Genomic DNA, 12,377 nt, shown 5'->3' with positions numbered 1-12,377 from the left:
GGCGATGTCAAGCCGTTTTCGCCCGTTCGCTTCGCTCAGGCGAAGCGCGCCAGATCGTCCACGCCCGCACGCGTGGTGCGGAAGCGGTTCACGGGGTGCTCCGGCTCCGCATAGCCGAACGAAATGCCGCAAATCATGTGCTGCGTATCGGGAATGCCGAAGTACCCGCGCACGAAATGCGCGTGGCGCGCCAGCGCCCCTTGCGGCGTGGTGGCGACGCCATGCGCGTAGGCCGCCAGCAGGAACGAGGCGATGAAACCGCCGGCGTCCACGAGCGCATACGGTCCGAGTTCGGCCGGCGCCGTGACGATCGCCACGTGCGGCGCATCGAACATGCGGTAATTGCGGAAGGCCTGCTCGGCGCTGCGCTCATTGTCTTTCGGACCGATACCCAGCGACGAATACAGTGCGAGCCCCGCACCGCGCCGGCGCTCGCCATAAATGCCCCGGTAGCCGGGCGGAAACGGCAGATCGGATTCGGTTTCCGGCTGGCTCTGGGCGCGCTGCATCAGCGCATTGCGAAAACGCTCCGTGCTCTCCGGCGTTTCCGTGATGACCAGTTGCCAGGGCTGCACGTTGCACCACGACGCCGAGCGGCTCGCCATGCCGACGATACTGCGGATCAACCCGGCGTCCAGCGCCTTGTTCTGATAGGCGCGACAGGTTGAACGGCCGGTGGTCAGGCGATCGAGCGCGGAGAGATCGAAAGTATGCGATGTCATATGAGTAGAGTCCTTGCCACTGCCATCCGGCCAACCTGCCGGCCGATCAGATGAACGCGCCTCGCGCGAGCCACGCCTGAACGCGCGCCTCGGGCAGCCAGTCCCGCAGCGCGGCAATGGCATTGTCGGTGGTCGATTCAGCCGGCGCTTCCGGCCGCGCCGCAGGCGTTCGCGAAAACCGCGGGCCGGGCGCCGGATGCGTGATGCCGTCGATGTCGATCAACGTGCCGCGCGCCTTGATGTGCGGATGATCCGGCGCTTCGTCGAAATCGAGCACGGGGGCGAAACATACGTCCGATTCACCGAGCAGTTGCGTCCATTCATCGCGCGTGCGTTGCCTGAATCGGGCGGCCAGCACCTGTTTCGCCTCGGGCCACTGCGCACGGTCCATCTGCTTTTGCAGCACCGGATGGTCCTGCAACCCGAGCTTTTCGAGCAACAGTCGATAGAACTTGCTCTCGATAGGGCCCACGCTCACATATCTGCCATCGGCACACTCATACACTTCGTAGAAGTGCGCGCCGGTGTCGAGCAGATTGGTGCCGCGCGCCTTGCCGAGCATGCCCGCCGCATGCAGGCCCATCATCACGGTCATGATGGAGGCCACACCGTCCACCATGGCCGCGTCCACCACCTGACCCTTGCCCGAGCCGCGCGCTTCTAGAACGCCCGCCAGCAGTCCGAAGGCCAGGTACAGCGAGCCGCCCGCGTAGTCGCCCAGTACGTTCAGCGGCGGCGTGGGCGCCTGCCCCGCCCGGCCCATGGCATGCAAGGCACCGGTGATGGCGATGTAGTTCAGATCGTGCCCGGCCACCTGTGACAACGGACCGTCTTGCCCCCAGCCCGTGACGCGCCCATACACCAGCCGTGGGTTGCGCGCGAGACATACGTCGGGACCCAGGCCCAGCCGCTCCATCACGCCGGGACGAAAGCCCTCGATGAGCGCGTCGGCGTCTGCGACCAGTTCCATCACCATCTCGACGGCGTCAGCGTCCTTCAGGTCGACGCGGATGGACTTGCGGTTGCGCAGCCCCAGGTCGAACTGCAGCGGACGCGGCGCGCCCAGGCCCGAAGGTTCCTTGCGATCCACCCGGATGACGGTCGCGCCCAGGTCGGCCAGGAACATTGCGGCCAGCGGCCCCGGACCGATGCCCGCTATCTCGACGACCTTGACGCCCGCGAGCGGACCGCGACGCGAAGAGGCTGCGGACATGTTCAGATCACTCCTTCGTCGCGCAGTCGTTGCAGCCGCTCGTCCGGCAGCTTGAGCAGCCCGCGGTATATCTCGTCGTTGGATGCGCCGAGTTCCTGGGCCGGCTGATCGAACTGCGCGGGCGTCTTCGAAAACCTGATCGGCAGACCCATGCCCATGGCATCGACTTCCGCGAGACCCGGGTGCTCCAGCTTCACCACCGCGCCGCGCTCCTGCAAGACCGGATCCTTCAGCACATCCAGCGGCGAGCGCACCGCAGCCGCGGGCACGCCGCGCTTCTCCTGCAATTCCCGAATGACTTCCGCCGTGCTGCGCTGCGTGGTCCACGCCTCGATCATCGCGTTGAGTTCGGCCGCGTGCTTCATGCGCGGACCCCGCGTGGCATAGCGCGGGTCCGCGGCCAACTCGGGCCTGCCCAGCGCTTCCATGAGGTTGCGGAACCAGTCGGGCTGAAAGGCGACCATCGCCACGTGGCCATCGAGCGTGCCGTACACGCCGAACGGCACGAGGCGATCATGAAAGTTTCCCGAGCGCTTCGGATAGCCATGTCCGACGAATACGTCGAAATGCTCCTCGGCCACCATGGACGACAGGCAATCGAGCATCGACACCTGAACGCGTTGCCCCACGCCTGTCTTCCCGCGATGAATCAGCGCGGCGAGAATGCCGTTGACCGCGTAGAGCGGCGCGACCAGATCGGCAATCGGCAGACCCCAGCGCGTGGGCGGCCCATCGGCGACGCCGGTCACATCCATGATGCCGGACAACGCCTGAACGATGATGTCCATGCCCTTGAGATTGGGGTAAGGGCTGGGTTCGCCGAAGGCCTTGATCGACGCATAGATGATCTTCGGGTTGGCCTTTGCCACGCTGTCGTAGTCGACGCCCAGCCGCGCCATGACGCCCTCGCTGGCGTTCTCGATGACCACGTCGGATTCCTTGGCCAGCTCCATGAACACCGCGCGCCCCTGAGCGGATTTCAGATCGAGCGTGATGCTCTTCTTGTTGCGCGCGCGGTTCAGGATGGTCAGCGACACCTCGTCTTCGCGCCTCACGCCGAAGTGGACGCCCTCCTTGCCGACATACGGCGGGTTGTTGCGCGCGATATCGCCGCCGCCCGGCGACTCGATGCGGATGACTTCCGCACCCATCCCGCCCAGCAGCAAGGAACCATAGGGCCCGGCGAGCGCCACGGTGAGATCGAGAACGCGAATACCTTCCAACGGTCTTGTAGCGGACATGCTTGTCTCCTGAACCTCCTGCACCGGCCTGCCGTGCTCAATACGACTTCGGCAAGCCAAGCTTACGCTCTGCGATGTTCGACAGAATGAGCTGCGGCGTGACGGGTGCGATGTAACCGATCCACGCTTCCCGCATGAAGCGCTCCACGTGATACTCCTTCGCATAGCCGAAGCCGCCATGCGTGAGAATCGATGTCTGGCAGGCGTTCATGCACGCCTCGGACGCCAGCAGCTTGGCGGCGTTGGCTTCGGAGCCGCAGGAGAGCCCCTTGTCGTAGAGGTCCGCGGCGGCGAACATCATATGGTTCGCGGCTTCGAGCTCGGCCCAGTTGCGCGCCAGCGGATGCTGCACGCCCTGATTCTTGCCGATCGGACGGCCGAACACCACGCGCTCCTTCGCGTATTGCGTCGCGAGCTTGAGCACGGCGCGGCCGATGCCGATCTGCTCGGCGGCGACCAGCACCCGCTCGGCGTTCATGCCGTGAAAGATGTAGCTCAGGCCCTTGCCTTCCTCGCCGATCAGCGAATCCTTCGACACCGGCAAGTTGTCGATGAAGAGTTCGTTCGTATCGACGGCGGCACGTCCGAGCTTGTCGATCTCGCGAATCTCGACATAGTCGCGGTCGAGCTTCGTGTAGAACAGGCTCAAGCCCTCGCTGTGCTTCTTCACGTCCTCGATCGGCGTGGTGCGCGCGAGGATCAGCATATGATCGGCCACCTGCGCGGTCGAGATGAATACCTTTTTGCCCGACAGCAGGAAGCTTCCGTCGGCCTGCTTCTTCGCCACCACCTTCAGCTTGGTGGTATCGAGGCCCGTGTCCGGCTCGGTCACCGCGAAACACGCCTTGTGCTCGCCCCGCGCGAAAGGCGGAAGCCACGCCTTCTTCTGCGCCTCGGTGCCGAAGTGCACGACCGGCTGAAGGCCAAAGATGTTCATGTGGATGGTCGAAGCCGCCGCCTGCCCGCCGCACTCGGCGACCGCGCGCATGAACAGCGCCGCCTCCGTCACACCGAGATTCGCGCCGCCCACGTCTTCGGGCATGCAGATACCGAGCCATCCGCCGCTGGCGACGGCCTCGAAGAATTCGTGCGGGAACTCGTGTTTCCTGTCCTTATTGCGCCAGTATTCGAGCGGGAAGTCGGTGCAGATCTTTTCGGCTGCGTCGACAATGGCAAGCTGATCGGGGGTGAGTTGATAGTCCATGGCGTCAAGTCTTCCTGCAGATATGAATCACGCTTCGTTGGCCGGTTGCAGCATCATCAGCCCCGTGCGCACGGCGGTGCATACGATCTCGTCGCGCTGATTCCTCGCGACGTGCCTGAAGGTGACGATGCCCGAGTCCTTTCGGCTCTTCGACAGGCGCGTCTCGACAATCTCCGTCTCGACGCGCACGGTATCGCCATGGAACGTGGGCTTCGGAAAGGCGATTTCACCGAATCCCAGGTTCCCCAGCGTGGTGCCCAGCGTGGTTTCGTACACGGTGATGCCCGCCACCAGCGCCAGCAGGAACATGCTGTTCACGAGCCGCTGGCCGTAGATGGAGTTTTTGCTGTATTCCGCGTCGATATGCAGCGGCGCGCAGTTGTAGGTCATGGCCGAGAACAGGATGTTGTCCGTCTCGGTGACGGTGCGGCGGATGGCATGCTCGATCACCATGCCGGGCTTGAACGCTTCGAAATAAAGGCCTGCCATTTTCTCTTCCCTGGTGTGCTGATCGGCGATCAACTGTTGAACGACTGAGCGAACTCGATGATTTCTCGCGCCGTCTTGGCGTGCGCAATATCGATGTGTTCGCCGTCGTAGATGCACGAGGCACGGCCCTCGGTCTGCGCTTTGTCCAGCGCGTCGATCATCCCCCGGTAGAAGGCCAACTCTTCGGCATCCGGACTGTATGTCCGGTTGACGATCTCGACATTGGACGGATGCAGCACGAGCTCTCCACTCATGCCCAACTGGCGATCATTGGCCGATGACACCTTGAGCCCTTCCAGATCGTGGACCTGTTGCCACACACCGCCTATCGGCAGCTTGCCCGCGGCCCGTGCCGCCATGACGATGCGTGACTTCAGGTATTGGGTTTCGCGGCCGCCCGGCGACCAGACGGTCTTGAGCGCGCGCGCAACGTCGGCGTTCTTGGCCGTCGCCCCCACGATGGCGGGCACGCGCTCGTGCTGGGCAATCTCGTAGGCAAGCTGCAAAGAGCGAGCGGTCTCCAGCAACGGAATCACCTTGGTATGACCTACCGGGACGCCCGCGCGGTACTCGGCCTCGGCCAGCATCGAAGAGACAGTGTGGATGTCTTCGGGACCGCAAGGTTTGGAGATCACGATGCCCTCGATCACGGGACTCACGACCGCCAGGATGTCGTCGAAGTCGTACAGATGAGCGCTGCGGTTGATGCGCACCCAGATGCGCTGCTTTCGCTCGGCCAGCCAAGCAAGCCGGGATCTGACGATTTCACGCGCTTCGGCTTTCTGCGCGGGCGGCACGCTGTCCTCCAGATCCAGGATCAATGCATCGGCCCCGGAATGGATGGACTTCTCGATCCATGTCGGCTTGTTGCCCGGCACAAAGAGAAAGGAGCGTATGGGTTTCATCTGCGTCGTCATGAGTGTCTGAGCCTGTTGATGACTTCATCGAACCGACGTTAGGCTATTACCTAACAACTGGTAGTTAGTTTGAAGCGAGAAGGAAAAGCTGTCATCGGGGGTTTACACCTAAGTTCTAAGCGTGCGCGTGTTTCCTTCGCAAGCCTGCACGTGCTCGCGCATGTATCGATCCACATCGCTCATGGATAACACTCATGGAACAACATCCAGACACGACACAAACTACCAAACATTAGGTAGTTTACTCGGGTCCGTTGCTGCATCTCGCACGAAGGCGACGGGCACGCAGATTCGATCACTTTGGAATGAACTTACTGGAGGAGAAATGAGAGACGCCATGAACGATTTGCCGTCCGACGGCGCCGGCACGACCGCGCACGCACGGACACGACCGTCCCGGGATCGGGTAGCCCACGACAGCGGGCGAGCCTGGTACATCCTATCGATACTCACGCTCGCCTATTCCCTGGCTTACATCGATCGCCAGATCCTCAACTTGCTGGTCGAGCCGATCAAGCATTCGCTAGCCATCTCCGACACGCAACTCAGCCTCGTCCAGGGTTTTGCCTTCATTGCCGCGTACCTGGCGGCCTCGCCGTTGTTCGGTCGTCTGGTCGATGTCACCAACCGGCGCAATCTTCTTCTGGTTTCCATCTGCCTGTGGTGCGCCTTCACCGCACTGTGCGGCAAGGCCGACACGTATCAGGAACTCTTCCTCGCGCGTCTTGGCGTCGGCGCCAGCGAGGCATGCGTATTTCCTCTCGCGCTCTCGATGATTGCCGATTGCTTCTCGGCCTCGCGGATTCCTCGCGCGATGAGCATCTTCATTCTCGGCCCCATGCTCGGCGGCGGTCTTTCGCTGGTCGCCGGCGGCTTCGTGATCCAGTTCGCGCGCGCTTTTCACGAGCAGTTCCCCGTCCTTGCGCAGTTTCAGACCTGGCAACTGGCCTTCGTGATCGTCGGGTTGCCGGGAATGCTCTTTGCACTACTCGTCCTGCTCACCGTTCGAGAACCCGTGCGCAGCAGCGTGATGAGCGAACGCGAAGACGAACGGGAATACACCACGGGCGCCTCCGCCGCCTATCTGTGGCAAAGACGCGGATTTTATGCGCGGATATTGCTTGGCGTCGGCATGCTCGCGATCGTTGTACTGGGCATGCCCGCGTGGATGCCCACGTATCTGATTCGCACGCATGGATTACCCGCGGCGCTCGTCGGTTTCCGTTTCGGTGCACTGGTGGTGAGCTTCGGCATCGCGGGCGCGCTGACCGGACCGTGGATTGCGCGTCAGCTCGAAAAACGCGGCTATGAAGATGCGCCGCTGCGCACCGCCGCCATATCCATGATTCCGATGCTCCTCTGCTGCGCGAGCATTCCGTTCGCGACGGGCGTGACGGGCGCACTCGCGGCGGCCGCCGGCACCGTCTTCTTCTTCAGCCTGCCCACCGGCTGTATGGGCGCGGCCTTGCAGCTCGTCGCCCCAAGCCGCATGCGCGGCACCGTCGGCGCGATCTATTCGTTTGTTGCTCAGTTGATCGGCTTTGGCGCCGGCCCCACGCTGATCGCGCTCCTGACCGATCGCGTGTTCCACGATCCCAAAATGGTCGGGCATTCGATCGCTATCGTGTGCGCAATCGCAGCGGCGCTCGCAGCGTGGCTGCTGCTGAGCGCGCTTCCGCATTATCGTCGCTTGCTGGCGGAAGAGCGGTCGGCGCAGGCGAGTTGAGACAGATACGGCGGCGGCGCGAACGAAGTCGGCCTGCCGTTCAGGATGAAGCGGCCAGCTCCTTCTTGCGGCCGCTGCGCCGCGATTTGGCCGCCGGCTGGACGCCTTCGAAGAACATCGTGATGAACTGATCGGCGATCTTGTCGAGGGAACCCTTCTTCGGATCGAACCACGTCTGAACGGAGTTGATAAAGCCGAGAACGGCAATACGGCACAGCGAGACATCGACGTCCTCGCGCAAGAAACCTTCCTTGCGCAGATTGTCGAAGACCGTCGTCCAGACGCGCTGATGCCGCTCCCGCCGCTTGATCTGGCGCTCGCGCACTGCGTCGGGCAACTGGCTCAACAGGCGGCCATGCGCCAGCGCGTAGTCCCCGAACTTCAGCAGCGCGCTCATCTGTCCGACGATCGCCGCCCTGAAGCGATCTTCGGCGTTCGCGTTCGGAGGCAAGGCCTCGAAATGCCCGTTGATATGCTGAAAGATGCTGTCCGCGCCGTGCTCCATCACCACATCGACAAGCTCTTCCTTCGACGAAAAGTGATAGTAGATACTCGCAGCCTCGATATTCGCCTGCTCCGCGATGGACCGCATGGTCGTGGCCGAATACCCTTGCGTCGCAAACAAGCGCGCCGCCAGCCGAAGCAGAACCTCCCGGGTATCTGCGCTAGGATTTACGTTTCTCTTTCGCACGTCTGTCTCTGCTCTTCGATGTCCTGGTTTCGCGGCCGTCCGGGCGCGCGCTGCACAATCTAATGTTTGTTTGAAAGATTACCGCATTTGGTCCGCGCCAGCTAGCGCGTTCATTGTACGGAACCCTTGGCGGCTGCGCATTGACACGCCGCCTCGGTTCGGAGAAGTTTCAGTACGGTAGGCCGCCGTCGGTTCCACGGCGCCGGCACGCCGTCCTTCACCCTCAATCCGAGGATTCCTGATGAAACGAGCACGCTCCGCGTCCGTCGCACCGAAGCCGCTGCATGCCTGGCCGGGTTCCGACGGTGTCCGCTTGGCCGGAGATACGTGGGGCCATCCCGGCGGACCGCCCGTCGTGCTGTTGCACGGCGGCGGGCAGACGCGCCACGCATGGGGCGGCACGGGCGAGAGGCTCGGCCGTGCCGGGTACTTTGCCATTGCCTACGACGCGCGCGGACACGGCGATTCCGACTGGAGCGCCCACGGCGACTACAGCCTCGATGCGCTCGCTGCGGACCTCGGCTGCGTGCTCGCGGCGCTAGACATACGCCGCCCTGCGCTCATTGGCGCCTCGCTGGGCGGCGCGACGAGCCTCGTGGCGATCGCGGAAAAACAGGTGGACGCGAGCGCGCTGATTCTCGTCGATATCGTGCCGTACTCCGAACCCGCCGGCGTCAACCGGATTCGCGCCTTCATGACACAGCATCCGGAGGGATTCGGTTCGCTCGATGAAGTCGCCGACGCCATCGCCCTCTATCGGCCATCGCAATCGCGGCGCCGCAATCTCGACGGCCTGGCGAAAAACGTGCGGCTCGGCGACGATGGCCGATACCGCTGGCACTGGGACCCGAAGTTCCTCGCAAGACCGATGGAGCCTCGCGCACGCCACGCGCGTCTCGCCGACTCCGCGAGACGCCTCGCACTGCCGACGCTGCTCGTGCGAGGCGGCAGTTCGGACATCGTGAGCGAGGCCGGCGTGAAGGAGTTTATCGAGCTGTGTCCGCATGCGGCGTACGTGAACATCGCGCAGGCGGGCCACATGGTGGCCGGGGACCGCAACGACCTGTTTGGCGACGCGGCCATGGACTTTCTCGCGCGGCAAGGCGGCGTCACGGGAACCGCCGCATCGAAGTAAGCGCGCGACGGACGCCGCGTTCAGATGGGAGGCGACTCCGGAGAGGCCGAAAAGTGGTGCTGGCGGATCTTCCATTCACCCCGCTGCTGCGCGATCAGGAGCGTCGTTCGCAGCCGGGAACGCGACTCGCGGCCGTCGCTGAGCATGAACAGAAACTCGCCGAAGCCTTGGGCGAGAAAGCAATCATCCGCGAGCGCAATGAAGTGCTGCTCCACGAGCTCCAGGGTGGCCGATTCGATCACCCCTTCATACGAAGCGAAATAGTCGTGAATCCCACTCGCGCCGATGGCATGTCCGGGCCTTCCGCCGAAGAACAGCGCGTCCTCCGTGTAAACCGCGGTCAGGGCTTGCGCGTTCCAGTTGCGCGCGGACGCGTTCCACGAAGCCTGGATGACGGCAAGCGCTGAGCGGGCCGCATCGGTGTCTCCCTTCATTGAGTCGTCTCCTGATCAGTTGAGCGGGCAGCTTTCTCTAGCATGACTTGCGCTCATATCCGGGTCAATTGATTCGATCACGCCGTTCCGTATTCTGAAACTCGCGTCGGGCGCTTGCGGACCCACACATAGCCGCAGCCCGCGCGTTGGCATCGCTCGCTCAAGCCTCTCATCCGCTTCAGAGTACGGAACGACCTGTTCGTCGTCGTTGACCCGCGCATGCTTTGCCTTGAAATTGGCCATATGGTCAAGAGCAGACAGATGAACATGCAGCTTCCAATTCATGCAAGCACGCGTCCGACAAGCGCGTCCCCACCGATGCACCGCTTGAGAAGCGCTGACGGCGTTCTCCTGGCTGGCGACTCGTGGGGCGACCCCAATGGCATTCCCGTGCTTTTGCTGCATGGCGCGGGACAGACGCGTCACTCATGGAGCCGGACGGGCATGATGCTCGGCCGAGCAGGATTCTTCGCCGTCTCATTCGATGCCCGCGGTCACGGAGACTCCGGGTGGCCAGTAGACGCAAACTACAGTCAGGCCGCCATGGTGCGCGATCTGGAAAGCATCGTGTCGTCGCTGGGCTTAATGCGTCCCGTGCTCGTCGGCGCTGCGACGGGCGGTGCGACCAGTCTGCTCGCGGTCGGGGAAGGTTATGTGGATGCGCGTGCCCTCGTTCTCGTCAACATCGCGCCGCAGGTGGAACCGGCAGGCGTGGCGCGCATCCAGTCATCGCTGCGGCGCGGGTCCGGTCGCGTCGAAGCGCGCGAAGATGCCGCTCACTCACCGAGTGCGTGCGTGCTGCGGCCGGACGACGAGCATCGCCATCGCCGGCGCTGGGACCCGCATTTCGTCGCATGGCCGCGTGACATGGGACGCCGTCGCCGGCGGATGTGCGCGTGCGCGCGCAAGCTGACCTTGCCTACGCTGCTCATGCGCGGTGAACAGTCGGACGTCGTCAGCGAAACGGGCGTCGCCGAGTTTCTGAGGCTCTGCCCACATGCCGACTATGTGACCTTGCGGAACGCGGGACACGCAGATGCGCTGGAAGGCAACGACGTATTTGGTGACGAGGCGATGCGATACATCATCAGACATGCAAAAGCTGAACGGCCGCGCACCCGGCGCCTATACGACTGCGCGTGACCGCTGTCTTCCGGCACTCAGCCCGTCCCCGTCACGTGCTTTTTGCTTCCACAAACGCGACTTCGCATGGCGCGGCTTTCGGTATCAGCGTCACAACCACGGCGGCGATCACGGCGGGAATCGCGAACGCATAGAAGTTCCAGTGATGATCGAGGTTCGAGCCGAGCACCCAGCCGCCGATCATCGGTCCGAGAATCGAGCCGATGCGCCCGAGTCCCTGTGCGGCGCCGATCGCGGAACCGCGGCACGATGCCGGAAAGTACGCGCCGATATAACCGTAGCCGAGCGTCACCGAGCCGATTGAACCGATGCCCGCACCGAACACCGCGAGCGTGAGCCACGCGTCATCCGGTTTCTGGCTCAGTACGAGGAGCGAGATCGCGCCGATGAGGAAGAACGGCACGAGCACACGCTTAGGGCCGAACCGGTCGGCGAGCCACGAACCTGTCAGGTTGCCCAGTACGGCGCCGCACTGCATCACCAGCAGAAACTGCAGCGACGACCCCAGCGCATAGCCCGATTTGCGCATCAACTGGGGCAGCCACGCGTTGAGGCCATAGACGACGAGTTGCCCGCAGAAGCACATCAGCGCGAATAGCAGCAGCGCCGAGCGGAATTCGGGCGATGTCAGCAGCCGATACCCTCGCGCGCCCGCAGCCGCGACGCGCGTTTGGCGATGTTGTTCTTCATCGCGCGAGAGTTCATCGAGATCGATCGCGTAGCGTGCCGCGAGCTCCCGCGCTTCTTCGGTGCGGCCACGGCCGAGCAGATAGCTCACCGATTCGGGCAGGTAGAACCACATGACCGGCACGATCAGCACGTACAGCGCGCCGAAGCCGTACAGCGGGCGCCAGCCTTGACTTTGCAGCATCGCGATGGCGAGCAGCGCGCACAGCACGCCGCCGACCGGATAGCCGGTGAGCGCGACCGCGCTGTAGAGCTGGCGACGGCTGCGCGGCGCGTATTCGATGACGAGCGCCACCGACGACGGCACCACCGCGCCCAGCCCGATCCCGGTGAAGAAGCGCGCAATGCCGAGCGTCTGCGGTGAATGGGCGATCGCGCAGAGCAGCGATCCGAGCGAGAACCACAATACGCCCGCGATAATGAGCTTGCGCCGTCCAATACGGTCGGCCATCGGTCCCGCGCAAATCAGGCCGACCATCAGACCGGCGAGCGTCCAGCTGCCGATCATCCCCGCGCTCGCGGGGCTCAGATTCCAGCCGGGTTCTTCCAGCAAGCGCGGAATGGTCGCGCCGTAGACGATGAGATCGTAGCCGTCGACGGCGATCGTCAGGAAGCACAGCATGACCACGAACAGACTGCTTCGTGTCGGTGATGAAGAAGGGTTCACATCGTCTCCTGTCCGTATATTTGGATGCCTGATGGCGGGCGATTCGAATGAGCCGTTCGATCCAGGCAGGTGAAATGAACCGACCTGGTGAAGACGCTTGAATCGCCG

General features: G+C 63.5%; 13 protein-coding genes. 3 read left to right on the top strand and 10 right to left on the bottom strand.

Annotated elements, in window-relative coordinates; all coding sequences use genetic code 11:
- Window positions 1-35 precede the first annotated feature (35 nt).
- Genes LY284_RS31510 through LY284_RS31485 form a run of 6 tightly spaced genes read right to left on the bottom strand, consistent with a single transcriptional unit; the run spans window position 36 to window position 5,786 of the window.
- Entirely contained in the window at window positions 36-722 is a 687-nt protein-coding gene (locus LY284_RS31510) for a nitroreductase family protein (RefSeq protein ID WP_233390195.1), read from the bottom strand.
- A gap of 46 nt (window positions 723-768) precedes the next feature.
- Window positions 769-1,935, bottom strand: a complete 1,167-nt coding sequence (locus LY284_RS31505) for a CaiB/BaiF CoA-transferase family protein (protein ID WP_233390193.1) — start codon at window positions 1,933-1,935, stop codon at window positions 769-771.
- 2 nt (window positions 1,936-1,937) lie between these two features.
- Window positions 1,938-3,176: a CaiB/BaiF CoA-transferase family protein gene (locus tag LY284_RS31500; protein WP_233390190.1), complete on the bottom strand. Its 1,239-nt coding sequence runs from the start codon at window positions 3,174-3,176 to the stop codon at window positions 1,938-1,940.
- A 37-nt stretch (window positions 3,177-3,213) separates the two neighbouring features.
- Complete coding sequence (locus LY284_RS31495; RefSeq protein ID WP_077160938.1) at window positions 3,214-4,380, bottom strand: acyl-CoA dehydrogenase family protein; 1,167 nt, start codon at window positions 4,378-4,380, stop codon at window positions 3,214-3,216.
- A 27-nt stretch (window positions 4,381-4,407) separates the two neighbouring features.
- The gene (locus LY284_RS31490; protein ID WP_053571389.1) at window positions 4,408-4,869 is read right to left on the bottom strand and encodes a MaoC family dehydratase; all 462 of its coding nucleotides are present in this window, start codon (window positions 4,867-4,869) and stop codon (window positions 4,408-4,410) included.
- A gap of 29 nt (window positions 4,870-4,898) precedes the next feature.
- Window positions 4,899-5,786, bottom strand: coding sequence for a CoA ester lyase (locus tag LY284_RS31485; RefSeq protein WP_233390188.1), 888 nt, complete (start codon window positions 5,784-5,786; stop codon window positions 4,899-4,901).
- 181 nt (window positions 5,787-5,967) lie between these two features.
- Between LY284_RS31485 and LY284_RS31480 the strand changes: the two genes are divergently transcribed.
- Window positions 5,968-7,512: an MFS transporter gene (locus LY284_RS31480; protein WP_233390186.1), complete on the top strand. Its 1,545-nt coding sequence runs from the start codon at window positions 5,968-5,970 to the stop codon at window positions 7,510-7,512.
- Between the two features lie 40 nt (window positions 7,513-7,552).
- Here the strand turns inward: LY284_RS31480 and LY284_RS31475 are convergent, their stop codons facing one another.
- Window positions 7,553-8,158, bottom strand: a complete 606-nt coding sequence (locus tag LY284_RS31475) for a TetR/AcrR family transcriptional regulator (RefSeq protein ID WP_156903276.1) — start codon at window positions 8,156-8,158, stop codon at window positions 7,553-7,555.
- A gap of 286 nt (window positions 8,159-8,444) precedes the next feature.
- Between LY284_RS31475 and LY284_RS31470 the strand changes: the two genes are divergently transcribed.
- Window positions 8,445-9,338: an alpha/beta fold hydrolase gene (locus tag LY284_RS31470; protein WP_233390184.1), complete on the top strand. Its 894-nt coding sequence runs from the start codon at window positions 8,445-8,447 to the stop codon at window positions 9,336-9,338.
- Between the two features lie 20 nt (window positions 9,339-9,358).
- Here the strand turns inward: LY284_RS31470 and LY284_RS31465 are convergent, their stop codons facing one another.
- Both LY284_RS31465 and LY284_RS31460 read right to left on the bottom strand, forming a co-directional pair.
- Window positions 9,359-9,772, bottom strand: coding sequence for a nuclear transport factor 2 family protein (locus tag LY284_RS31465; protein ID WP_233390182.1), 414 nt, complete (start codon window positions 9,770-9,772; stop codon window positions 9,359-9,361).
- Window positions 9,773-9,787: 15 nt separating this feature from the next.
- The gene (locus LY284_RS31460) at window positions 9,788-10,057 is read right to left on the bottom strand and encodes a hypothetical protein (RefSeq protein ID WP_233390180.1); all 270 of its coding nucleotides are present in this window, start codon (window positions 10,055-10,057) and stop codon (window positions 9,788-9,790) included.
- On the opposite strand from LY284_RS31460, the gene LY284_RS31455 reads away from it, so the two are divergent.
- Window positions 10,034-10,915: an alpha/beta fold hydrolase gene (locus LY284_RS31455; RefSeq protein WP_233390178.1), complete on the top strand. Its 882-nt coding sequence runs from the start codon at window positions 10,034-10,036 to the stop codon at window positions 10,913-10,915. The two genes, LY284_RS31460 and LY284_RS31455, sit on opposite strands and share 24 nt — an antisense overlap.
- Before the next feature lie 31 nt (window positions 10,916-10,946).
- Here LY284_RS31455 and LY284_RS31450 read toward each other — a convergent pair whose 3' ends face one another.
- Complete coding sequence (locus LY284_RS31450) at window positions 10,947-12,269, bottom strand: aromatic acid/H+ symport family MFS transporter (RefSeq protein ID WP_233390176.1); 1,323 nt, start codon at window positions 12,267-12,269, stop codon at window positions 10,947-10,949.
- Window positions 12,270-12,377: the final 108 nt, after the last annotated feature.

It is taken from the genome of Caballeronia sp. PC1 (assembly GCF_021353155.1).
In the GTDB taxonomy this organism is placed as follows: Bacteria; Pseudomonadota; Gammaproteobacteria; order Burkholderiales; family Burkholderiaceae; genus Caballeronia; species Caballeronia cordobensis.
The sequence above is the reverse complement of the archived record's forward strand: the minus strand, read 5'-3'. Positions and strand labels throughout refer to the sequence as shown.

Excerpts from the sequence above, each read along its gene's own strand:
- LY284_RS31510 (WP_233390195.1), bottom strand. The coding sequence starts at position 722 with ATGACATCGCATACTTTCGATCTCTCCGCGCTCGATCGCCTGACCACC.
- LY284_RS31505 (WP_233390193.1), bottom strand. The coding sequence starts at position 1,935 with ATGTCCGCAGCCTCTTCGCGTCGCGGTCCGCTCGCGGGCGTCAAGGTC.
- LY284_RS31500 (WP_233390190.1), bottom strand. The coding sequence starts at position 3,176 with ATGTCCGCTACAAGACCGTTGGAAGGTATTCGCGTTCTCGATCTCACC.
- LY284_RS31495 (WP_077160938.1), bottom strand. The coding sequence starts at position 4,380 with ATGGACTATCAACTCACCCCCGATCAGCTTGCCATTGTCGACGCAGCC.
- LY284_RS31490 (WP_053571389.1), bottom strand. The coding sequence starts at position 4,869 with ATGGCAGGCCTTTATTTCGAAGCGTTCAAGCCCGGCATGGTGATCGAG.
- LY284_RS31485 (WP_233390188.1), bottom strand. The coding sequence starts at position 5,786 with ATGACGACGCAGATGAAACCCATACGCTCCTTTCTCTTTGTGCCGGGC.
- LY284_RS31480 (WP_233390186.1), top strand. The coding sequence starts at position 5,968 with ATGGATAACACTCATGGAACAACATCCAGACACGACACAAACTACCAA.
- LY284_RS31470 (WP_233390184.1), top strand. The coding sequence starts at position 8,445 with ATGAAACGAGCACGCTCCGCGTCCGTCGCACCGAAGCCGCTGCATGCC.
- LY284_RS31465 (WP_233390182.1), bottom strand. The coding sequence starts at position 9,772 with ATGAAGGGAGACACCGATGCGGCCCGCTCAGCGCTTGCCGTCATCCAG.
- LY284_RS31455 (WP_233390178.1), top strand. The coding sequence starts at position 10,034 with ATGAACATGCAGCTTCCAATTCATGCAAGCACGCGTCCGACAAGCGCG.
- LY284_RS31460 (WP_233390180.1), bottom strand. The coding sequence starts at position 10,057 with ATGAATTGGAAGCTGCATGTTCATCTGTCTGCTCTTGACCATATGGCC.